This is a genomic window from Serratia sp. CoH_134_PS_4 (genome assembly GCF_058190535.1).
Window position 1 is genome coordinate 157,017 of sequence record NZ_JBXWKI010000010.1, and the last position, 24,014, is coordinate 181,030.

Consider the following 24,014-nt stretch of genomic DNA (forward strand, 5'->3'; position numbering starts at 1 on the left):
ATAATGCCAGCAGCCACAGCAGGACTGAAAAGCGTTGCGTCACATCAACCGCGCTTAGCCAAGGTTTGCAGCATGGTGTTAACCATCAGTGTAGATTGCTTGGCGGCGACGGAAAGAAACTCGTCAAAGCTCATGTGCGACTCACTGTCAGCAACGTCAGAGATCGCGCGCACGACCACAAACGGCGTACCGAACAAGTGGCAAACATGGCCGACGGCAGCGGCTTCCATTTCCACAGCAGCAACGTTCGGAAACGTGGCGCGAATGCGTGCCAACGGCTCAGCGCCGTTGATGAAGGCGTCGCCGCTGCAAATCAGGCCGCGTACCGCGTTCAAATTCAGTTGTTTGATGCAGCTTTCCGCCAGCGCAATCAGCGCGTCGTTTGCCACGAAGGCTGCAGGGCAACCGGCCATTTGGCCCGGTTCGTAACCGAAGGCAGTCACGTCGGCGTCGTGATAACGTACTTCTTCGGATACCACGATATCGCCGACCTTGAGCGTGCTCGCCAGGCCACCGGCAGAACCGGTATTAATCACCACGTCCGGTTTGCAGTGTTCCAGCAGTAGAGTGGTACCCATCGCTGCAGAGACTTTGCCGATACCTGACTTGAGCAGGGCCACGTCAACGCCGCCGATCTGGCCGGTATAGATTTCACAACCCGCGCGTTGAATGGTCTGACGGTTTTCAATTTGATCGCGCAGCAGGGTGACTTCCTGCTCCATTGCGCCGATGATGCCTACTTTCATAAATAAGACTCGCTGATTGGGTGTGGGAATTGCGCCATAGTCTATCATGGCTCTCATAGAGAGATAATCCGTTGCATATGCCGCCGGGAATTGTTATCACGGAGGCAGGGTGCAACGGCGGAGAAACAGATGTCCGGGATCGACTTTAAGCAGAAAATCAGCTTCCAGCGGCCATTCAGCAAGCCAATTGAAGCCGAAGAAGAATACGACATTGTGCGGCAGTTCGAGAGCGATCGCGGGCGCATTGTCAATTCAGCCGCCATTCGTCGCCTGCAGCAAAAAACCCAGGTGTTTCCCCTCGAGCGTAATGCAGCGGTACGCAGCCGCCTGACGCATTCGATGGAGGTGCAACAAGTGGGGCGGCATATCGCTAAAGAAATACTCAATCGCTTCAAGCAGGATGGGCGGATAGACGCTCTTGGCCTGACCAAACTGCTCGACCCCTTTGAAAGTATTGTTGAAATGGCCTGCCTGATGCATGACATCGGCAACCCGCCCTTCGGTCATTTTGGCGAGTCGGCGATCAATGACTGGTTTTCGCAGCGGCTTGATCCCGCCAGTTGCGGCAGCGAACCTGCCAGTCACGATCGCTGCCAAGTCAGCGTATTACGTTTGCATGAGGGCGAGAGCGATCTTAACCGCCTGCGTAGCCGCATACGCCACGATCTTAGCCATTTCGAAGGCAATGCCCAAGCGATCCGGCTGGTGTATACCCTGTTGAAGCTAAATCTGACGTATGCGCAGGTGGGGTGTATCCTGAAATACACTCGTCCAGCCTATTGGGCCGCCGACATTCCTGCCAGTCACGACTATCTGATGAAAAAGCCGGGTTTTTATCTGGCAGAGGAAGCATTTGTCGATAGGCTGCGGCGTGAGCTAAATATGGGGGAGTTCGACCGTTTCCCATTGACTTATATTATGGAAGCCGCAGACGATATTTCTTATTGTATCGCCGACCTGGAAGACGCAGTGGAAAAAAACATTTTCACTGTCGAACAGCTTTACCAGCATTTAACTCAGGAATGGGGTGAAGTTTCGCCAGGCGATCTGTTTGATAAAACGGTGGCCAGTGCTTTTCGCAAGAGCGATCGCGGTGGCACACGGCGCAGTGCCGAAGATCAATTCTTCATGTATCTGCGCGTGTTCACCGTGGCACGTTTAGTCCCGCATGCTGCGCAGCGCTTTATTGATAACCTGGACGCGGTGTATCAAGGCAACTTTAATCAGGCCTTGCTGGAAGACTCGAGCCCAGCGTATCAACTGCTGAAAATATTCAAGAATGTTGCGTTTAAACATGTCTTTAACCACCCGGAAGTTGAGCAATTAGAGCTGCAGGGTTACCGTGTAATCAGCGGGTTACTGGATATCTATAGCCCATTACTGGCCATGCCATTGGCAGATTTTACACGTCTGGTACAGGAAGACAGCCACCGTGCTTACCCAATTGAAACGCGCCTGTTTCATAAACTTTCTACCAAACATCGGCTGGCCTATGTGGAAGCGGTTGAAGGATTGCAGCATCTGTCGTCCGAGCAATTGGCGATCCGTGAATATTATTTCCGCGCCCGTTTGCTGCAGGATTATATCAGTGGTATGACCGATCTTTATGCTTATGATGAATACCGCCGATTGATGGCTGCGGAATAATTCCTTGAGCTAATAAATGTTATTTTAAGCATTTTCGTTAGCCGTTCGGCGCATATTTCTAGTTTTGTAAAGACGGACAATATTTGTTTACTATTACCAATAATCTGTGCCGGAACTTCGGGTTATTAATATGTTCTGACTATGCACAAAGACCCTAATACTTTTGAACGACTTTATAAGAGACACACAGATGAAAAAAACCGTATTAGTCCTGAGCGCGCTGGCATTTAGCATTGGTATGGCGATGGGCCCGGTGACGGCCAGCGCTGCAGAAACCGCATCCTCCAGTACCCAGCAACTGCCGAGTTTGGCACCGATGTTGGAGAAAGTGATGCCTTCGGTGGTGAGCATTAACGTCGAAGGCAGCACCACAGTGAATACACCGAAGATGCCGCAACAGTTCCAGCAGTTCTTTGGTGAGGATTCACCGTTCTGCCAGGATGGTTCCCCGTTCCAGGGGTCGCCGATGTGCCAGGGAGCTGGTGGTGAGCAGGGGGCTCCTGGTCAAGGCACTCAGCAAAAATTCCAGGCGTTGGGTGCTGGGGTGGTGATTGACGCCACTAAAGGCTACGTGGTGACCAACAACCATGTGGTGGACAACGCCAATAAAATTCAGGTTCAACTGAGCGACGGCCGTAAGTTTGACGCCAAGGTGATTGGTAAAGATCCTCGCTCTGATATTGCGTTGATCCAGCTGAAAGACTTTAAAAACCTGACGGCGATTAAAATGGCGGACTCGGACCAACTGCGTGTGGGTGATTATACCGTCGCGATCGGTAACCCGTACGGGCTTGGTGAAACAGCCACTTCTGGTATCGTTTCTGCCCTGGGCCGCAGTGGACTGAATATTGAGAACTACGAGAACTTTATCCAGACCGATGCGGCGATTAACCGCGGTAATTCCGGTGGCGCACTGGTTAATTTGAACGGCGAGCTGATCGGCATCAACACCGCGATTCTGGCGCCAGATGGCGGCAACATTGGTATTGGTTTCGCTATACCAAGCAACATGGTGAAAAACCTGACCGCGCAAATGGTTGAGTATGGTCAGGTGAAACGCGGTGAGTTGGGCATTATGGGTACCGAGCTGAACTCTGAACTGGCGAAAGCGATGAAAGTTGACGCGCAGCGCGGGGCATTTGTCAGCCAGGTAATGCCGAAGTCTTCTGCCGCCAAGGCGGGCATCAAGGCCGGTGACGTGATTGTTACCATGAACGGCAAAGCCATCTCCAGCTTCGCGTCATTCCGCGCGGAAATCGGGACTCTGCCGGTCGGCAGCAAAATGTCGCTGGGTATCATTCGCGACGGCAAACCGATCACCGTGGACGTCACGCTGGAACAAAGCACTCAAACGCAGGTTGAATCTGGCAACATCTACACCGGCATTGAAGGTGCCGAGTTGAGCAACGGCCAAACCGGTAGCCAGAAAGGCGTGAAAGTGGATAACGTTAAAGCCGGCAGTGCCGCAGCACGTATTGGCTTGAAAAAAGGCGACTTTATCCTCGGGGTTAATCAGCAGCCAATTCAGAACCTGGGTGAACTGCGTAAGATCCTCGACAGCAAACCTTCGGTGCTGGCACTGAACATCCTGCGCGGCGATACCACGTTGTATCTGTTGATGCAGTAATTGCTCGTTCTTCCTAAAAGGCACGCGACAGCGTGCCTTTTTTATTTCCGGTGCGCGTACAGTATCAAGCCAGATGAGTGCGCGCTGCCTGGCTGACCAACCCAATCTCATCCAACAGTTCCAGCCATTCCGGCTCTAACTCGTCATTGCTGACGCCCAGGCGTAGCTGCTGTTCGAGATAGAAACACAGGTGTTTCAGACGCGGTACGCCGCTGTAACTGCAGCTGCCGTGCAGCTTGTGGATCAAATCGAGAATATTGTCGTCTGCCGCGCCGTCCAGCAGGGCTTGTACCCGTCCACTGACCTGGGGCAGGAAGTCGAGCAGCATCTGGAGTAGGTCGTGCGCCAGATCGGGCTTGTTCGCTGCCTGACGCAGTGCCAGGGGCCAATCGAGCGACTGCAGTGGGGCATCGGTTGATGCCAATGGTTCCGACTCATCACTGTGGTAGCGAGCTAACACGCGGGTGAGCATCGCTTCGTCAATCGGCTTTGCCAGATAGTCATCCATACCGGCTTGCAGCAGATGCTCGCGTTCACCGCTGACGGCATGGGCGGTGACGGCAACGATTGGCGTTGAATTGTGGTGTGGTAATTGACGGATCAGTTCGCTGGTGCGGATACCGTCGATATTTGGCATCTGAATATCCATCAGGATCAAATCCAGCACGTTGTCGCGTGCCAACACTAACGCTTCTTCTCCACTTTCACACAGCAGCGTTTTTTCCACTTGCTCAGCGAGCAGCGTACCGATCAGCTTCAGATTGGCTGGGTTGTCATCAACGGCCATTACGGTGAGAGGCAGACGTTTACGTTCCGGCAGGGCAGGCAGGCGCAGCGGGGCTTCCATACGCAGCAGTGGGAACAGGCGGTTGCTGGTGATCGGCTTGATCAGGCAGCCGGCAGCGCCTTGCTGTTTGAGTTGTTCTGCGTTGATCTGCGATTGGCAAGGCAGTGCGAGAATCACACGATTGGCGATCTGCAGTGCTGCCAGCAGTTTGCTTTCGTGTTGTGCCATATTGTCGCGGAAAGGGATCGGCACCCCCACCAGCAGGAAATCGTAATTTTTCTTCGGCAATTGGGCGAGCGTCGGCGTATGGGTGATTACCAGGTTGGTGGCGCTCAACATATTGAGCGTTGCCTGAGCCGCCATCGGATTAGCTTCGATATACCCCAGCGTCTTGCCTTGCAGGTCCGGCAAATTTGTCGACAGCGACAGCATGCCCTCGTGCAGATCGAGTGTGATGTGGAACCAGAAGGTCGATCCGCGATTCAGTTGGCTGTGGAAGCAAATATCGCCCCCCATTTCTTTCACCAGCTTCTGGGTTATCACCAACCCCAGGCCGGTCCCACCGTGGCGGCGTGAAATACTGGCATCTGCTTGTCGGAACGCCTGGAACAATTGCGACTGTTGCCGTTCGGATATGCCAATTCCGGTGTCGTGGATTTGTACTTCCAGCTCGATCTGGCGATCTTGTTGGCTTCGCAGCTCGACGCGGATATCAATGTTGCCTGTTTCGGTAAATTTAATCGCGTTGCCGAGCAGGTTGGTAATGATTTGCTGCAAACGTAACGAATCGCCGATCACTTGTTCTGGCACGTCGTTGTGTACGTCGAGCGTGAGTTCCAGCCCTTTCTCATGGGCGCTAGGCGCCAGCAATACAATCACTTCATCCAGGGTCTCACGCAGTGAGAACGGAATATGTTCCAGCACCAGCTTGCCGGCCTCCAGTTTAGAGAAGTCCAGGACGTCGTTGATGATGGTCAGTAAGTTATTGGCCGAACGTTCAATGGTTTGCAGATAGTCGGTCTGCGTGACGCTCATTTCGGTTTTCAGCATCTGGCGGGTAAAGCCGATCACGCCATTGAGCGGGGTACGGAGCTCGTGCGACATGTTCGCCAGGAATTCGGATTTAATACGTGCCGCCTCCTGGGCGCGTTTCTTCGCCAGATCCAGTTCAACGTTTTGGATCTCCATCTGCTCCAGCGTCTCGCGCAGGTCGGAGGTGGCCTGATCGATGTTCTGTTGCATCTCCTCGTGATATGCGGTGAGCGACATTGCCATTGAGTTGATGCCGTTCTTTAGCATATGCAGTTCGCCGAGCATAAAGCCTTCGACGCGGCTGTCGAGCTGTCCACGGCGGATGCGGTCAACGGTATTGACCATATTGCGGATCGGGCCGGTGACGTCGCGCATCAGGCGGTAAGCAAACAAGATGGCGATGCACATACACAACAGCAGCAACAGGGTGGAGACAAACACCTCCTTGTATTGCTGTAGCCGGACTGATTGCAGATCCAGTTCGATCGCGACATACCCCAGACGGTTGTCCTGCTGAGGATCGTTATTGGCCGTTTGATCCGGATATTGGCTCTCTGCCAAGATTGGGGTGCGTAAGATCAGTGAGTCTCCGCGACGCGTTAACATCAGATCGGTGGGGATAGGAACCCCTTTCGGCAACTGCAATTGGGCAACGTTGTGATGGTAATTCGAGGTGACGAACAGATTGTTCTGCGCGTCGAATACGGTAATGGAACGCACAATATCTGAATGCCGGCGGTGCAACAGGCTGACCAACTGCCTGACCGACTCACGGCTGCGGAACGTCATGCCGTACTCGCTGGCCACCGCCAAGGGTTCAATAATACTGGCACCGGCATCAACCAGCTGTTCTTGTAATTCATTGTAGCGATGTACTACGAAGAAGGTGCTGAGCAACAGACCAATCAACAGCGTTGGGGCCAGAATAAGGATCATCATGCGCGCCCGCAGGCTGTATTTGGTCATGGGAGTCCAATGTGGGAGAATTGCCGAACACAGCCTACTTTAAATGAACCGGCACTCAATCGACAAATATGGTGCAATTTATTTCGTCGCCAGCGCGAAAAACCGTGCAGAGAAGTGCCGTATGATCAGGTCGACGGACTACGCTTAGACTTCGGTCTGCGTGACTTTCTTCAGGAAAATAACAGCGTAAATCGGTAAAGGGGGGGGCGGGCCCTTGAATGGCTCAGGATTCAACCCAATGATCGGGTATTGGATCTGTCCCTGCGGCATGGGCAATTTTATCCTGCCGCTGGCGGGATGCGCTGCTGTGGTGGGCATAGAAGGTGTTGCCACACCGGTAGCGAATGGGCAATATAATGCACATAAGAAAAGGCTGAGTAACGCCTGCTTCTTCCTCGATAATGGGGACGAAGACATTGAGCAGCAACCTTGGGCAGCACAAGGATTTTATAAGGTGATGCTGGAACTGGCCCGTGCGGGTGCGGTCAGCATGATGTCACATATTGTAAAACTGGCGCCAGAGCGGGAGGTTTACGTTTTCTGTATCCTTACCGTGCGGGCATGCGACAGCACTGGCTGCTGAGCGCCGGTTATCGTCTTGCGCGTGTGCGGATGTTGGATAGGTTTCCGCATACGGGGCATCTTGAGTCAATGGCGCTGTTTATTAACGGTTCTGCGCCAGAGGTCGCTGCAAAGTAGGGAGAGGTTATGGTTGCGGTAAGAAGTGCACATCTGAACACGGCTGGTGAATTTGCTCTCGACGAGTGGATTGCCAGCTTGGGGCTACCTAACCCGCAGTCATGTGAGCGATTAGCCGCAACCTGGCGCTACTGTGAGCAACAAACCCAGAACCATCCTAACGCGTCACTGTTACTGTGGCGCGGGTTGGAAATGGTTGAAATCCTGTCGACCCTGAGCATGGACAACGACAGCATGCGCGCCGCGCTGCTGTTCCCGTTGGTGGATGCCGGCATTGTTCAAGAAGATACCCTGACCGAAGAGTTCGGTAAGGGCATTACCTATCTGGTACATGGCGTACGCGATATGGACGCTATCCGCCAGTTGAAAGCCACCCAAAACGACTCGATGGCCTCCGAGCAGGTCGATAACGTGCGTCGCATGTTATTGGCGATGGTGGAGGATTTCCGCTGCGTGGTGATCAAGCTGGCGGAGCGTATCGCCCACCTGCGAGAAGTGAAAGACGCGCCGGAAGACGAACGCGTGCTGGCAGCCAAAGAGTGTTCGAATATCTACGCTCCTCTGGCCAATCGGCTCGGTATCGGGCAACTGAAATGGGAACTGGAAGATTTCTGCTTCCGCTACTTGCACCCGGACGAATACAAACGCATCGCCAAGCTGCTGCATGAACGCCGTATCGATCGCGAGCAGTTTATTGATGACTTTGTTGCTTCGCTGCGCAGTGCGATGGGCGACGAAGGCGTTAAGGCGGACATTTACGGTCGACCAAAACATATTTACAGCATCTGGCGCAAGATGCAGAAAAAAGCGCTGGCGTTTGACGAGCTGTTTGATGTGCGCGCAGTGCGCGTGGTGGTCGAACGTTTACAGGACTGTTATGCGGCCTTGGGGATTGTACATACCCATTTCCGCCATTTGCCGGATGAGTTCGACGACTATGTGGCAAACCCGAAACCCAACGGCTATCAATCGATCCACACCGTGGTCCTGGGGCCACGCGGCAAGACGCTTGAGATCCAGATCCGTACCCGTCAGATGCATGAAGATGCTGAACTGGGCGTGGCCGCACACTGGAAATACAAAGAAGGCGCGGTCGCGACGGTACGTTCCGGTTATGAGGAGCGCATTGCCTGGTTGCGGAAACTGATCGCCTGGCAGGAAGAGATGGCGGACTCCGGCGAGATGCTCGACGAAGTGCGCAGCCAGGTGTTCGACGATCGGGTTTATGTGTTTACCCCGAAAGGCGATGTGGTGGATCTGCCAGCCGGTTCCACACCGCTCGACTTTGCTTACCATATTCACAGTGATGTCGGCCACCGTTGTATCGGTGCCAAAATAGGCGGCCGTATCGTGCCGTTCACCTATCAGTTACGGATGGGTGATCAGATTGAAATCATCACTCAGAAGCAACCAAACCCAAGCCGTGACTGGCTGAACCCTAACCTGGGTTACGTCACAACCAGCCGCGGACGCTCCAAGATCCACAACTGGTTCCGTAAGCAGGATCGCGACAAGAATATTTTGGCTGGTCGCCAGATGCTGGACAGTGAGCTGGAGCACCTGGGTATCAGCCTGAAAGAGGCCGAGAAGCTGCTGATCCCGCGTTACAACATGAATTCACTGGATGAAATCTTGGCGGCGATTGGCGGTGGAGATATTCGCCTGAATCAGATGGTGAACTTCCTGCAAGGCAAGTTCAACAAGCCAAGTGCTGAGGAACAGGATCGCGAAGCGCTGCGTCAGTTGGTTCAGCATAAAGCCCCGCCAGCGACGCGCAGCAAAGACAATGGCCGGGTAGTGGTAGAAGGGGTCGGCAATCTGATGCACCACATTGCCCGCTGTTGCCAGCCGATCCCGGGTGACGATATTGTCGGTTTTATCACCCAGGGGCGCGGCATATCCATTCACCGTGCGGACTGTGATCAACTGGTTGATCTGCAATCGCACGCGCCAGAACGTATTGTGGATGCGGTGTGGGGGGAAAGCTACTCCAGCGGTTACTCGCTGGTGGTGCGCGTGATGGCTAACGATCGCAGCGGTTTGTTGCGTGATATCACCACCATTTTGGCCAACGAAAAGGTTAACGTACTGGGCGTAGCCAGCCGGAGCGACACCAAAAAGCAGTTGGCAACCATCGACATGGACATCGAGATTTACAACCAGCAGGTGCTGGGCCGGGTGCTTGCAAAGCTCAATCAGCTGCCGGACGTGATAGACGCCAAACGCCTGCACGGCAGCTAAATCCCCTGCGTCTTTCGCGCCGCATCGTTGTTGGCCAAGCTCCTTGGCCTCCGTTATTGTAGGGGCGAATATGTTCGCCCCGATTGACTCGGGCACGAGCATGCAGCGCCCTTGCATGCTCGTGCCCGTCCTTTTTCCAGAGATGCCAATATGACCCAATCTTCTCCGTTGCAACGCTTGCTGAACATCATGAAAACGCTGCGCGATCCGCAGGCCGGCTGCCCATGGGACCGCAAGCAAACCTTCGCCACCATTGCCCCTTACACGCTGGAAGAAACTTACGAAGTGCTGGATGCCATTGAGCGTCAGGACTATAGCGATCTGCGTGACGAACTGGGCGACCTGCTATTCCAGGTGGTGTTTTACGCCCAAATGGGCCAGGAGCAGGGGCTGTTTGACTTCGATGAGGTATGCAATGCCATCAGCGACAAGCTGGAACGCCGGCATCCGCATATCTTTGGCGAGGCTGATGCACAGGATAGCGAAGCCGTTGCGGCGCGCTGGGAGCTGTTGAAGGCCGGTGAACGTGCCGAGAAAGAGCTGCATTCGGCGCTGGATGATATTCCGCAGGCGCTGCCTGCGTTGATGAAAGCGCATAAAATTCAAAAGCGCTGCGCCGCGGTTGGGTTCGACTGGCATACGATTGGCCCGGTGCTGGACAAAGTATACGAAGAGATCGACGAAGTGATGCATGAAGCCCAGCAGGCAGTGGTCGATGAACAGAAGCTGGAAGAAGAAATCGGCGACCTGTTATTCGCCACGGTGAATTTATCACGCCATCTTGGTCACAAGGCCGAAAACGCACTGCAGGCGGCCAATCGCAAGTTCGAGCGCCGTTTCCGTCAGGTAGAAGAGATCGTTAAACAGCGCGGGCTGGAAATGGGTGAAGCGACGCTGGAGCAAATGGAAGAGGCGTGGCAGCAGGTTAAACGTCAGGAAAACTAATCCACAACAGTGCTGTCCTATGATTATCGCAATGTTGATCGGCGACAAGGTTCATTCAAGCTGAAACGGTTAAGCTTTGTGTCATACTATGCTGAACCATGACGTACCAGCAATAAAACGCCAACAAACTGAATTCTAAGGCGTTTTATTGTTGTGAAAGGGCGTTAAAATGAATTTTTCCATGCTAACTCATTGTTTTAAAAAGGCAGCTGATCGTGGGCTGATAGATTAAACCCGGATGAACTCCTGATGGTGACAGAGATGATGGACAGTAAAACGATCGTTTGTAGGTCTGAAGAGGTTCGGGTATACTACTTTCCCGTCTTGGTTCTTCCATCGTCTTTAAACCTAAACTCTCAGGTTCAGCATGACAACTAATTATATTTTTGTGACCGGCGGGGTCGTATCCTCTCTGGGTAAAGGCATTGCCGCAGCCTCTCTGGCGGCTATTCTTGAAGCCCGTGGCCTCAACGTTACCATCATGAAACTGGACCCGTACATCAACGTGGATCCGGGCACCATGAGCCCGATTCAGCATGGGGAAGTTTTCGTCACCGAAGACGGCGCAGAAACCGATCTGGATTTGGGTCACTACGAGCGCTACATCCGTACCAAAATGTCGCGCCGCAACAACTTCACCACGGGTCGCATTTACTCCGACGTTCTGCGCAAAGAACGCCGTGGCGACTATCTGGGTGCAACCGTGCAGGTTATTCCGCATATCACCAACGCGATTAAAGAACGCATCCTCGAAGGTGGCGAAGGCCATGATGTGGTGTTGGTGGAAATCGGCGGTACCGTGGGCGATATCGAATCGCTGCCATTCCTGGAAGCCATTCGTCAGATGGCTGTGGAAGTGGGCCGTGAACACACGCTGTACATGCACCTGACGCTGGTGCCGTATATGGCTGCTGCCGGTGAAGTGAAAACCAAACCGACTCAGCATTCCGTAAAAGAGCTGCTTTCCATCGGTATTCAGCCTGATGTGCTGATTTGCCGTTCCGATCGCGCAGTTCCTGCTAATGAACGTGCAAAAATTGCACTTTTCTGTAACGTGCCGGAAAAAGCCGTTATCTCCCTGAAAGACGTTGATTCTATTTATAAAATCCCAGGCCTCTTGAAATCTCAGGGTCTTGATGATTATATTTGTAAACGATTCAGCCTCAACGCGCCGGAAGCGAACCTGGCCGAATGGGAACAGGTTATTTACGAAGAAGCCAATCCAGGCGGCGAAGTGACCATTGGTATGGTCGGCAAATATGTCGAACTGCCAGATGCCTATAAGTCGGTGATTGAAGCCCTGAAACACGGTGGCCTGAAAAATCGTCTGACTGTGAACATCAAGCTGATCGATTCGCAGGATGTTGAAACCCGCGGCGTAGAAGTGCTGAAAGGTCTGGATGCTATCCTGATCCCAGGTGGTTTCGGTTACCGTGGTGTGGAAGGCAAGGTGATGACCGCGCGTTATGCGCGTGAGAACAACATCCCTTACCTGGGCATCTGTCTGGGTATGCAAGTGGCACTGATGGAGTTCGCCCGCAATGTTGTGGGTATGGAGAACGCCAACTCAACCGAGTTTGTGCCAGACTGTAAGTATCCGGTGGTGGCGTTGATCACCGAGTGGCGTGATGAAGACGGCAACGTCGAAGTGCGTACTGAAGAAAGCGATTTGGGTGGCACGATGCGTGTCGGTGGTCAGCAATGCCACCTGACCGACAACAGCCTGGTACGCCAGATGTACGGCGAGCCAACCATTGTTGAACGCCATCGTCACCGTTATGAAGTTAACAACATGCTGTTGAAGCAAATCGAAGCCGCCGGGCTGTTGGTTGCCGGCCGTTCTGCAGACAACAAGCTGGTTGAGATTATCGAACTGCCGAATCATCCATGGTTCGTCGCTTGTCAGTTCCACCCGGAATTTACTTCGACGCCGCGTGATGGTCATCCGTTGTTCGCCGGCTTTGTGAAGGCCGCTGGTGAGTATCAGAAGCGCCAGGTGAAATAAAATATTTGGTAGGCGGCGCGCGGCATGTCTACCCAAAATAATTGGCGTTGCATCAAGGTGGCAAGAGAGTGAATCCCGAATCACTGACACAAGTGAGTGATTCGGGTGAATGAACGTAGCCAACACCGATGCAGCTTCAAGTATGAAGGGTATACCGCGCGCTGTTTGTCTGGAGTTTTAGTTTAACTTGTACTGAGGAAAACCTAATGTCCAAAATCGTTAAAGTCATCGGTCGTGAAATCATCGACTCCCGCGGTAACCCGACTGTTGAAGCCGAAGTGCATCTGGAAGGCGGTTTCGTAGGTCTGGCTGCTGCGCCGTCAGGTGCTTCTACCGGTTCCCGTGAAGCACTGGAACTGCGTGACGGTGACAAGTCTCGTTTCCTGGGTAAAGGCGTACTGAAAGCCGTTGCTGCAGTAAATGGCCCGATTGCTCAGGCAGTACTGGGTAAAGACGCCAAAGACCAGGCTAACATCGATAAAATCATGATCGACCTGGACGGCACTGAAAACAAATCCCAATTCGGTGCTAACGCCATTCTGGCAGTTTCCCTGGCTGCGGCTAAAGCGGCTGCGGCTTCCAAAGGTATGCCACTGTATGAGCACATCGCTGAGCTGAACGGCACCCCAGGCAAATTCTCTATGCCACTGCCTATGATGAACATCATCAACGGCGGCGAGCACGCGGACAACAACGTCGACATTCAGGAATTCATGATTCAGCCGGTTGGCGCGAAAACCCTGAAAGAAGCGGTACGTATCGGTTCTGAAGTGTTCCATCACCTGGCGAAAGTACTGAAAGCCAAAGGCATGAACACTGCAGTAGGCGACGAAGGCGGCTATGCGCCAAACCTGGGTTCTAATGCCGAAGCGCTGGCTGTTATCGCTGAAGCGGTAAAAGCGGCAGGCTACGAACTGGGTAAAGACGTTACCCTGGCGATGGACTGTGCAGCCTCTGAGTTCTACAAAGACGGCAAATATGTGCTGGCTGGCGAAGGCAACAAAGCCTTCACTTCCGAAGAGTTCACTCACTTCCTGGAAGACCTGACCAAGCAATATCCAATCGTGTCTATCGAAGACGGCCTGGACGAATCTGACTGGGATGGTTTCGCATACCAGACCAAAGTGCTGGGCGACAAAATCCAGCTGGTTGGTGACGATCTGTTCGTAACCAACACCAAGATCCTGAAAGAAGGCATCGAGAAAGGCATCGCTAACTCCATCCTGATCAAATTCAACCAGATCGGTTCCCTGACCGAAACTCTGGCTGCTATCAAGATGGCTAAAGACGCAGGTTACACCGCGGTGATCTCTCACCGTTCAGGTGAAACTGAAGACGCAACCATCGCTGACCTGGCGGTTGGTACTGCGGCTGGCCAGATCAAAACCGGTTCTATGAGCCGTTCTGACCGCGTTGCTAAATACAACCAACTGATCCGTATCGAAGAAGCGCTGGGTTCACGCGCGCCGTTCAATGGCCTGAAAGAAGTTAAAGGTCAGTAATTACGGTTTGGTTCGTTGCTAAATAAAAACCCGCTACGGCGGGTTTTTTTATCACTGATTATTTACATGAGTGATAGTGAGTTATTTATTGTTTATAAATTAATACACACTTATAGTTTTATAACTTGATGTATTAATTATAGTAATAAAATCCCTATTTATATATTCCATTTTTCATTGCTTTATATCCTTTCGTTACTAGACTGCCAGTAAGGCAGAAAAATAAAACCCGTATTCCTGCCTCCGTTCGTTTCCCCATAAGATTGCCGACCCGTAAGCCGGCTAGGCGAGGGCTTGATGCGAAAAAGAATAGTGATTGTTGGTGGCGGTACCGGAGGGACCATATTGGCCAATTTATTGGCTGTTAAATTACACTGGGAGATCTTGAATAATAAAGTCGAGTTATTAATGATCTCGGACTCTCCCGTCCATTATTATAAGCCCGCTTTTATGTATGTGGCCTTCAACGCTTTTTTTAAACAGGAATTAATCCGTTCTCAGCAGAGCCTGCTGTGCCCGGAAATTAAGTTTATTGTTGATAAAGCGGAGCGGTTTGATTTATCTCAGCGCGTGATTCATACCCGTAGCGACAAACAGTACCCGTATGATTTTTTGGTTTTTGCTACTGGTTGTGTGCCTTGGCCGGAGCGTATCGAGGGGCTAGCGCAGGCAGGGGATCATTTTTACCAGTATCAGGCCGCCCGGCAGTTGGCACAAAAACTGTCGAGCATTGAAAAAGGGCGGATTTTTATCACAGTTTCTTTCCCCGAAACGCCCAATGTGCCGCACCAATGCGGTATTGCACCGATAGAAACCACCCTGATGCTTGATGATTACCTACGTCGGCGAGGAGTACGCAAGGCGGTTGAGATTGTTTATACCTATCCCAGCGTCTCACAGTTGCTGCGTAACTGCCTGTTTCTGCAGCGCCCAACGGCAGAGGCTTTGCCCGGTATCTTCGCGGCGCGCGATATCCGCCATCAGCGCGGGTTTACTCTTAGTCACGTAGATGCACAGCAGAAAATCGCTTATTCCGCAGAGGGTGAGCAGCAGCCGTTCGATATTTTGATGGCTACCCCACCCATCCGCGCAGTAGAAGCGGTGCGCAATACTGGCCTGAGTGAAGGTAACAATGGAGAGGGCTGGTTGCCGACCGATCACCAAACGCTGCAGGTCTATGGTCAGCAGGGGGTTTATGTCATCGGCGATACGGTAGATCTGCCGGTTAGCAAGGCCGGAGGTTCCTGCCACAATCAGGCTCCCGTCATTGCCGACAATATCGTGGCGGAACTGAGACTGGGCCAGACAGTCAGCCACTACGACGGCAAAGTGCAGGCCATTGCCCAAATGGGGCTGCAGGCCGGGATGCCGCTAGTTTACGACTATCGGCACGATGTGCTGCCGACGCCCTCAACCAAAGTGGGCGGCATGCTGCGCAATGGCTTTAATCGCGGGCTCTACTGGGCGACGGTACGCGGACTGATATAACGGAGGGCCTATGAACGCATCTGAACATGAACCCTTGGCAGCATTGCTGGACAAGTTGCAACCGTTGCTGGACGGTGGGCGGCTCGATAACGCGGTCGACCTGCTGTCGCTGCTGTCTGATCTAGTGGATATCGCCGATAATGCGCTGGTGGAGAAATTGGCCGGCGTCTTTGAAGGCTTGGTCGCTGCGGGATGGGAGGGCGGAATGGCGCTTAAGATGGCGCATACCGAGTTGCAGTTGGATCCGTCACCCGTCAATTTTCGAGCGCTGTACGCTTTGTTGCGACAGCCAGATACTTTGCTGGGCCTGCTGCTGGTGCTGCGCACATTACAAATCATCGGCCAGCGTATAAGCAGCAGCGCACTGCCTACGGATGTTTGATCGCGCTAAGCGTCATTGCTTTCATTCACTCAGATAAGGAGTTGTTATGTCTGCCACCTTCAGGCAAGCCTTTGCAACACGCGCTATCCATCACGGTTACGATCCTCAGCAGTATCTGGGAGCACTTTGTCCTCCGGTGTTTATGAGCTCGACCTTTACCTTTCCGACGGCAGAATATGGCGGTGCTTGCTTTGACGGCAGCGAGCCGGGGTATTTTTATTCACGCATCGCCAACCCGACCCTCAACTTGCTGGAACAGCGAATAGCCAATCTGGAAGGCGGGGAAGCGGCGGTGGCGTTTGCCTCCGGTATGGGGGGCGATTACCGCCTGCTGCTGGACGCTGCTCAATCCGGGTGATGAGCTGATAGTCGATGAGACCATTTACGGTTGTACCTTCAGCTACTTTCATCATGGATTGGCGCGCTACGGCGTAAAAATCACCCATGTCGACCTAACCCGTCCGGAGCGGTTGGCGGCGGCGATAGGTCCACGCACACGCATGGTGTATTGTGAAACGCCAGCCAACCCGAATATGCGTTTGGTCAACATTACCGCGGTGGCTGAGATTGCTCACCGCCACAAGGCGCTGTTACTGGTGGATAACACCTATTGCACGCCGTATCTGCAACGGCCGTTGGAATTGGGGGCGGACATTGTGGTGCATTCGGCCACAAAATACATTGGCGGGCACGGAGATCTGCTGGCCGGGCTGGTGGTGACGCGTCAAGATTTGGCGCAGGATATCCGTTTAGTCGGACTCAAAGACATGAACGGTGCAGTGTTGTCGGCCCAGGACGCCGCATTGCTGCTGCGCGGGTTGAAAACCCTGCCGCTGCGTATGGAACGCCATTGCGATAACGCCCAATGGCTGGCGGAAATGTTGATGCAGCATTCGTCGGTAGAGCGCGTCTATTATCCCGGTCTGGAGGATTTCCCCCAATATGAGTTGGCACAGCGTCAAATGGCTCGGCCGGGCGGCATGCTGGCATTTGAATTAAAAGGCGGTATGGCTGCGGGGATCCGCTTCCTCAATGCGCTGCGTTTGATCTTGCGTGCGGTCAGCCTGGGGGATTGTGAGTCGCTGGCGCAGCATCCTGCCAGCATGACCCACTCGGCCTACAACCCCGAAGAGCGTCAGCGCCATCATATTAGCGACGGACTGATACGTTTATCCGCTGGGCTGGAAGATCTTAATGATCTTCAGGCGGATATCCGTCAGGCCTTGGCGTTGATCTGATGATAAAACCCGCTGATGCGGGTTTTATCATGGTGACATCATGCACTTAGGTGTTTTGTGTTGCAGTAGTGACAGGTGAACCCCCGCCTTTTTTACGCACCCACAACCAGTAAGCCACAGTAAGGAATGCCACCCACACCAGCCCAACGTACAGGGCAATGCGGCTGTCTTCGAAGTAACCGAGCAGGCCGATGACGAACAGCATAAATAGCGTCGCCAGCGCGGGGGCGACTGGCCACCACGGCACTGGGAAGCTCAGCTTACTGACCTCCTGCGGTGACAATGTGCGGCGCATGGCTATCTGCGACAGCAGGATCATCAACCATACCCAGACAGTGGCGAAGGTCGCGATGGAGGCGATGATCATAAATACCTGTTTTGGGATCAGGTAGTTGAGTACCACACCCAGCAGCAGGGCGATTGACATCACCAACACCGTCATCCAAGGCACGCCGCTGGAAGTCAGTTTAGAGAAACTTTTTGGCGCCTGGCCATCCTGTGCCATGCCGTACATCATGCGGCCTGCGCCGAAGATGTCGCTGTTAATGGCGGAAATGGCGGCAGTGATCACCACAACGTTCAGGACGTTGGCGGCAGAGCTAATACCCAGATTGCTGAAGATCTCAACAAACGGGCTGCCGTTTTGGCCGATGCTGTTCCACGGATAGATAGCCATCAGTACCAGCAGCGTCAGTACATAGAACAGCAGAATACGAATCGGCACGGCATTAATCGCCTTTGGTAACACTTTCGCCGGGTCTTTTGCCTCGCTGGCCGTGATACCGATGATTTCAATGCCGCCGAAGGCAAACATCACCACCGCTAGCGATGCGACCACGCCGCCGATGCCGTTAGGCATAAAGCCGCCGTGTTGCCACAGGTTACTGAGGCCGGTGGCATGCTGGGTCTGACCAAAGCCAAACAGCATCACCGCCGCACCACCGACGATCATTGCCACAATCGCTGCGACCTTGATCAACGACAGCCAGAACTCCATTTCGCCGAACACTTTCACACTGCATAGGTTGAGTGCGCCGATAAACATGATAATGCTGAGCACCCAGACCCATTGTGCGACGTCCGGGAACCACAGCCCCATATAGATGCCGAAGGCGGTCACGTCCGCGAGAGCGACGATCACCATTTCGAAGGTATAAGTCCAGCCGGTGAGGAAGCCGGCCAGCGGGCCAAGGTAGTGGCTGGCGTAATGGCCGAATGAACCGGACACCGGTTGATGCACCGCCATTTCACCCAGTGCGCGCATCACCATAAATACGGCTGCACCGCCTACCAGATAGGCCAGTAGCACAGCAGGGCCAGCCAGTTGGATTGCCCCGGCAGAGCCATAGAACAGGCCGGTACCGATGGCTGATCCGAGCGCCATAAAGCGGATATGTCGCGCGTTTAGTCCGCGTCTGAGTTGTGTTTTTTCGTTATGCATGTTGCTTCCCGTCACGTTTTTACGGCAGAGCAGGCACGCGCTATCCGCACCGGGTGGAACGCACCCGGTGGGACAGAACAAACTGCGTGATAGGTTTTATTTATGCTTGGCTAGGCAGCAGTGCTGCAGGCATCAGTGAGGTCAGATGACCGGCTGCCAACAGCAGGCTGGCAGCTTCAATGTCAGGGGCGAAGAAACGGTCCTTGTCGTAGTAACTGACCTGCTCACGTAATACGCGGCGTGCCTGTTCCAGACTTTCGCTGGTTTTCAAGCCTTTGCGCAGATCCAACCCCTGACAGGCAGCCAGCCACTCAACGGCCAGAATGCCGCGAACGTTATCTGCCATTTCCCACAGGCGACGGCCCGCCGCCGGCGCCATAGACACATGATCTTCCTGGTTGGCAGACGTCGGGATACTGTCGACGCTTGCCGGATGCGCCAGCGCTTTGTTCTCGCTGGTCAGCGCCGCGGCGGTAACCTGGGCAATCATAAAGCCGGAGTTTACACCGCCGTTGTCCACCAGGAACGGTGGCAGTTGTGACATGTGTTTATCCATCATCAATGAAATGCGACGTTCGGACAGCGAGCCGATTTCGGCAAATGCCAGCGCCAGATTGTCAGCGGCCATCGCGACAGGTTCGGCATGGAAGTTGCCACCGGACAGCACGTCGCCCTGTTCGGCAAAGACAAGTGGGTTGTCGGACACCGCATTGGCTTCGATTTCCAGCACTTCGGCGGCCTGGCGAATTTGCGTCAGGCAGGCGCCCATAACCTGAGGCTGGCAGCGCAGGGAGTACGGATCCTGCACTTTCTCACAGTTGCGGTGTGAATCAGACACTTCGCTGCGCTCGCCCAGCAAGTGGCGGTAGGCTGATGCGGCGTCGATCTGGCCGCGTTGCCCACGTACGGCATGGATGCGTGCATCAAACGGGCTGCGTGAGCCCAGCGCGGCTTCCACCGTCAGACTGCCGGTGACAGTCGCTGCGGCATACAGATCTTCAACGTCAAACAGGCCACGCAGCGCAAAGGCAGCGGAGACCTGAGTACCGTTCAGCAGCGCCAGGCCTTCTTTTGCTGCCAGCGTCAGCGGCTTCAGGCCCGCTTTAGCCAGCGCTTCAGTGGCAGGTAGCCATTCGCCCTGATAACGCGCCTTGCCTTCGCCCAACAGCACCAGACTCATGTGTGCCAAGGGTGCCAGGTCGCCTGATGCGCCCACGGAACCTTTGAGTGGGATATGCGGATACACTTCGGCATTGACCAGTGCCATCAACGCCTGGATCACTTCCAGACGAATGCCAGAAAAGCCGCGCGACAGGCTATTGATTTTCAGCACCATGATCAGGCGCACCAGATTGTCGTCGGTGGGCGCACCAACGCCGGCGGCGTGGGACAACACAATCGAACGCTGCAAATCTTCCAGATCTTCGCGGGCGATGCGGGTGGATGCCAGCAGGCCAAAACCGGTGTTAATACCGTATGTGGTACGGTTTTCCTCAACAATACGCTCAACGCAGGCAACGCTTTTCTGGATATCTGCGTATGCATTGTCGTCCAGCGTCAGGGTTACCGGGTGTTGATAAATTTCACGCAATTGCGCCAGTGTCAGTTGGCCAGGGCGGATAGTTAGCGCTTTCATGCTTTGTCTCCTTGAGTCGCAGCTACCATCGGCAGGTTCAAACCTTGCTCGCGGGCGCATTCAATGGCGATGTCGTAACCGGCATCGGCATGACGCATCACGCCGGTGGCGGGATCATTGTGCAATACACGGGCGATACGTTCGGCAGCTTCATCGGTGCCGTCGCAAACGATAACCATACCTGAATGCTGTGAGAAGCCCATGCCAACGCCGCCGCCATGGTGCAGAGAAACCCAGGTTGCGCCGCTTGCAGTGTTCAACAGGGCGTTGAGCAATGGCCAGTCAGATACGGCGTCTGAGCCGTCTTTCATCGATTCTGTTTCACGGTTCGGGCTGGCGACGGAGCCAGAGTCCAGATGGTCACGACCAATCACGATAGGTGCTGACAGCTCGCCGCTGCGTACCATCTCGTTGAAAGCCAGACCCAGCTTGGCGCGTTGGCCCAAACCGACCCAGCAAATACGCGCCGGCAGGCCCTGGAAGCTGATACGCTCACGCGCCATATCCAGCCAGCGGTGCAAGTGCTCGTCATCTGGGATCAACTCTTTAACCATCGCGTCGGTTTTGTAGATGTCCTGTGGATCGCCTGACAGCGCAGCCCAGCGGAATGGGCCAATGCCGCGACAGAACAGGGGGCGAATGTAAGCGGGGACGAAGCCCGGGAAATCGAAGGCGTTGTTGACGCCCATTTCTTTCGCCATTTGGCGAATGTTGTTGCCGTAGTCGAAGGTTGGCACGCCCATTTTCTGGAAGGCCAGCATAGCTTCTACATGTTCAGCCATAGATTGTTTGGCGGCGGTGACCACCTGCGCGGGTTCGCTCTGTGCGCGCTGGCGATATTCTTCCCAGCTCCAGCCTTTTGGCAGATAGCCGTTCAGTGGATCGTGGGCGCTGGTCTGATCGGTGACCATATCCGGGCGTACACCGCGGCGTACCAGTTCCGGCAGAATGTCGGCTGCGTTACCGCACAAGGCGATGGAGATGGCTTTCCCTTCGGCTGTGTATTTTTTGATACGGGCCAGTGCGTCGTCCAGATCTGTCGCTTGCTCATCGACATAGCGCGTTTTCAGGCGGAAATCGATGCGGCTCTGCTGGCATTCGATGTTAAGTGAACAGGCTCCGGCCAGCGTAGCCGCCAGCGGTTGTGCCCCCCCCATGCCACCCAAACCCGCAGTCAGCACCCAGCGGCCTTGCAGGCTGCCGTCGTAATGCTGGCGACCTGCTTCTACGAAGGTCTCGTAGGTGCCTTGTACGATGCCTTGGCTACCGATGTAGATCCAGCTCCCTGCGGTCATCTGGCCGTACATCGCCAGACCCTTGGCGTCCAGTTCGTTAAAGTGTTCCCAGGTCGCCCAGTGTGGGACCAGGTTGGAGTTGGCGATCAGCACGCGTGGTGCGTTGCTGTGAGTTTTGAAAACCCCGACGGGTTTGCCGGACTGCACCAGCAATGTTTCGTCATCTTCCAGGGTTTTCAGGGTCGCGACAATTTTGTCGTAGCAGTCCCAGTCACGCGCGGCGCGGCCAATACCGCCGTACACCACCAGCTCATGTGGGTTCTCCGCGACTTCCGGATCGAGGTTGTTCATCAGCATGCGCAACGGCGCTTCGGTCAGCCAGCTTTTTGCATTTAATTTTGTGCCGCGTGGCGCGCGTACATCGACATTGCGAACTTTGTTATTTGCAGTCACAGCATTTTCCTCAAACAGTATCGGTGCAGATCCCATGGTGCGGTGGGGGTAAATCACCACGCCATAACAATGGGTAGGTTTTATTAACATATACTTGTATGTACAAGCATATGCAACACCGACCAGTGGATGACGAAAATGGCATAAGAGAAAGTTATTTGTGTTTTTAATCAATAATATATTTATTTTGTAGGGGGTAAATTCATCAGGAAGGCACGGAAGAACAGTGAGCTATTCAACAAAAATGAATTAAAAATGGGTCAATTTTGAGCGTCAAATCACAATAATTTTACATACCTATTACAAGTTAGGGCGAGCGATAAAAAAGTCCTATCGCTGAAAGCAAAAAGCCCGCCAAATGGCGGGCGTGAGGCCGTTAGCAACCGGTTTTTTTGTTTCGTGTCAGGGGCGCTGCATGCTGCGCCTTGTCGCATAATCCATGAGTTAAATAGGGGTGAAGATGCCCGGCCCTATCGATTTAGCCTTATGCGGTTTTTTCAGCAGGTTGTAACACCGTTCGACGGGTCATTTTGAATACTGTGGCGATAGCCGCGATCAACGCCGGTACGCACAGGAACATCAAAATACTTTGTACTTCCCACTGCATGGCCAGTAGCTGCGCGCCCATCATAGTACCCGCCACGCCGCCAAAGCGACCAATGCCTTGCATCCAGGCAATGCCGGTTGCGCGGCTGTGGGTCGGATAGAAAGTAGCTGCCAGCGTTTGTAAGCCTGACTGTGCGCCATTCATGGTGATGCCCATCAGGAAAATAAAGGTACCCAGTAACACGATATGGCTGTCTTCGGTCGCCATTGCCACAATCAACAGGGCCGTAATGACAAAACCGCTCGACACCACTTTGTGGGCGTTCCAGCGATCCATCAGCCAGCCGGCGACCAGAATGCCGAGGGTACCGCCGAAGGTGAACAGCGATGTCAGGATCGCTGACTGCTCCAACTGATAACCCAGCCCCTGCATCAGGATCGGCATCCAGCTCAGTAGCACGTAATAAATCACCAGGCCCATAAAGTAGGTCAGCCACAGCATCAGCGTACCGGTCAGATAAGGGCGGGTGAACAGCAGCCCGACGCTGGTTTTTGACTGTGCCAGCTTCTCTTCATACAGGTAGAAACGCGATACCTTGTCGAGATCCTGGCTAACAAAGCGTTGGGCGATGCGTTTGATTTTTGCCACATCCTTACCGCGGTTAACCATGTATTTCACCGATTCCGGCAAGAACAGAATTAGCAGCAGGGTCAGTACCAACGGCGCGATGGCCCCCAGAAGTAGCACGCTGTGCCAGCCGTAGGCTGGAATAAGCCATGATGAAATCGCACCGCCACCGGCAGCACCCAGCGGGAAACCGCAGTACATGGTGTTAATCGCCAATGAACGGCAGCGTTGCGGTGCATATTCAGAAATCAGTGTGATGGCGTTCGGCATGGCTGCACCTAGCCCCAAACCGGTTAGAAAGCGCCACAGCGTCAGGCTATTGAGTGAGCCGGCATAGGCAGTCGCCAGGCTCGACAGGCCGAAAAACAGGCAAGAAAACACCAATACGCGTTTGCGACCAATGCGATCTGAAATAGGGCCAGCAACCAATGCGCCAAGGGACAGGCCCAACAGCGCGGCGCTGAGCACGGGGCCGAGATCCTGTTTCACAATGCCCCAGTCTTTGGCGACCGAAGGGGCGATATACCCCATTGCCGCAGTGTCAAAGCCATCAATGGCCAGAATCAGGAATCCCAAAATGATCAAGGTCCAGTGAAACAGCGAGAATTTGCTGTCGTCGATGGCCTGCTGAATATTCAACTCGGTGGAATGAGCCATAGCACCCTCTTAACGCAGATGTGATTGTGATAAATACCTTGCCGGAACTGTTGCCCGGCTTGTGTTTGCTTGTATATACATCTGCATGTCAACGCATTATGTCAAATATATTT

Annotated in this window: 14 protein-coding genes and 2 pseudogenes; 10 read left to right on the forward strand and 6 right to left on the reverse strand. The window is 53.9% G+C overall.

Going from position 1 to position 24,014, the window contains the following annotated elements:
- Window positions 1-44 precede the first annotated feature (44 nt).
- Window positions 45-746 carry a 5'-methylthioadenosine/S-adenosylhomocysteine nucleosidase gene (gene mtnN / locus AC2FCQ_RS16810; protein ID WP_209635137.1) on the reverse strand — a complete coding sequence of 234 codons (702 nt, stop codon included), beginning with the start codon at window positions 744-746 and terminating at the stop codon, window positions 45-47.
- Between the two features lie 129 nt (window positions 747-875).
- Here mtnN and dgt point away from each other — a divergent pair, with 129 nt between their 5' ends.
- Window positions 876-2,393 carry a dGTPase gene (gene dgt, locus AC2FCQ_RS16815; protein ID WP_265555776.1) on the forward strand — a complete coding sequence of 506 codons (1,518 nt, stop codon included), beginning with the start codon at window positions 876-878 and terminating at the stop codon, window positions 2,391-2,393.
- A 190-nt stretch (window positions 2,394-2,583) separates the two neighbouring features.
- Window positions 2,584-4,020, forward strand: coding sequence for a serine endoprotease DegP (degP, locus tag AC2FCQ_RS16820; protein WP_209635140.1), 1,437 nt, complete (start codon window positions 2,584-2,586; stop codon window positions 4,018-4,020).
- 64 nt (window positions 4,021-4,084) lie between these two features.
- On the opposite strand, the gene barA is transcribed toward degP, so the two are convergent.
- Complete coding sequence (barA, locus tag AC2FCQ_RS16825; protein ID WP_209635142.1) at window positions 4,085-6,805, reverse strand: two-component sensor histidine kinase BarA; 2,721 nt, start codon at window positions 6,803-6,805, stop codon at window positions 4,085-4,087.
- Between the two features lie 96 nt (window positions 6,806-6,901).
- Here barA and AC2FCQ_RS16830 point away from each other — a divergent pair.
- The 8 genes and pseudogenes from AC2FCQ_RS16830 to AC2FCQ_RS16865 form a co-directional block, all read left to right on the forward strand.
- Window positions 6,902-7,504: pseudogene (locus AC2FCQ_RS16830) on the forward strand (class I SAM-dependent RNA methyltransferase family protein); the annotation flags it as partial.
- Between the two features lie 9 nt (window positions 7,505-7,513).
- Window positions 7,514-9,745, forward strand: a complete 2,232-nt coding sequence (gene relA, locus AC2FCQ_RS16835) for a GTP diphosphokinase (protein WP_037425654.1) — start codon at window positions 7,514-7,516, stop codon at window positions 9,743-9,745.
- 150 nt (window positions 9,746-9,895) lie between these two features.
- Window positions 9,896-10,690 (forward strand): nucleoside triphosphate pyrophosphohydrolase, encoded by a 795-nt coding sequence (gene mazG / locus AC2FCQ_RS16840; RefSeq protein ID WP_209635146.1) that lies wholly within the window; start codon window positions 9,896-9,898, stop codon window positions 10,688-10,690.
- 367 nt (window positions 10,691-11,057) lie between these two features.
- Window positions 11,058-12,695: a glutamine hydrolyzing CTP synthase gene (pyrG, locus tag AC2FCQ_RS16845; RefSeq protein ID WP_209635148.1), complete on the forward strand. Its 1,638-nt coding sequence runs from the start codon at window positions 11,058-11,060 to the stop codon at window positions 12,693-12,695.
- Between the two features lie 206 nt (window positions 12,696-12,901).
- Window positions 12,902-14,197 (forward strand): phosphopyruvate hydratase, encoded by a 1,296-nt coding sequence (eno, locus tag AC2FCQ_RS16850; RefSeq protein ID WP_209635150.1) that lies wholly within the window; start codon window positions 12,902-12,904, stop codon window positions 14,195-14,197.
- Between the two features lie 297 nt (window positions 14,198-14,494).
- Entirely contained in the window at window positions 14,495-15,685 is a 1,191-nt protein-coding gene (locus AC2FCQ_RS16855; RefSeq protein WP_490308617.1) for an NAD(P)/FAD-dependent oxidoreductase, read from the forward strand.
- Window positions 15,686-15,695: 10 nt separating this feature from the next.
- On the forward strand, window positions 15,696-16,067 hold the full coding sequence (locus AC2FCQ_RS16860) for a hypothetical protein (RefSeq protein ID WP_209635153.1): 372 nt from the start codon (window positions 15,696-15,698) through the stop codon (window positions 16,065-16,067).
- Window positions 16,068-16,113: 46 nt separating this feature from the next.
- Window positions 16,114-17,305, forward strand: a pseudogene (locus tag AC2FCQ_RS16865) (methionine gamma-lyase).
- Window positions 17,306-17,351: 46 nt separating this feature from the next.
- Here the strand turns inward: AC2FCQ_RS16865 and AC2FCQ_RS16870 are convergent.
- The 4 genes from AC2FCQ_RS16870 to AC2FCQ_RS16885 all read right to left on the reverse strand — a co-directional run bounded on the left by AC2FCQ_RS16870 (window position 17,352) and on the right by AC2FCQ_RS16885 (window position 23,901).
- Window positions 17,352-18,746, reverse strand: a complete 1,395-nt coding sequence (locus AC2FCQ_RS16870; RefSeq protein WP_209635155.1) for an amino acid permease — start codon at window positions 18,744-18,746, stop codon at window positions 17,352-17,354.
- Window positions 18,747-18,846: 100 nt separating this feature from the next.
- Window positions 18,847-20,382: a histidine ammonia-lyase gene (hutH, locus tag AC2FCQ_RS16875; protein ID WP_265555775.1), complete on the reverse strand. Its 1,536-nt coding sequence runs from the start codon at window positions 20,380-20,382 to the stop codon at window positions 18,847-18,849.
- Entirely contained in the window at window positions 20,379-22,070 is a 1,692-nt protein-coding gene (hutU, locus tag AC2FCQ_RS16880) for a urocanate hydratase (RefSeq protein ID WP_037424785.1), read from the reverse strand. Before hutU ends, hutH begins: the two co-directional genes overlap by 4 nt.
- Window positions 22,071-22,554: 484 nt before the next feature.
- Window positions 22,555-23,901: an MFS transporter gene (locus tag AC2FCQ_RS16885; RefSeq protein ID WP_209635160.1), complete on the reverse strand. Its 1,347-nt coding sequence runs from the start codon at window positions 23,899-23,901 to the stop codon at window positions 22,555-22,557.
- Window positions 23,902-24,014 lie beyond the last annotated feature (113 nt).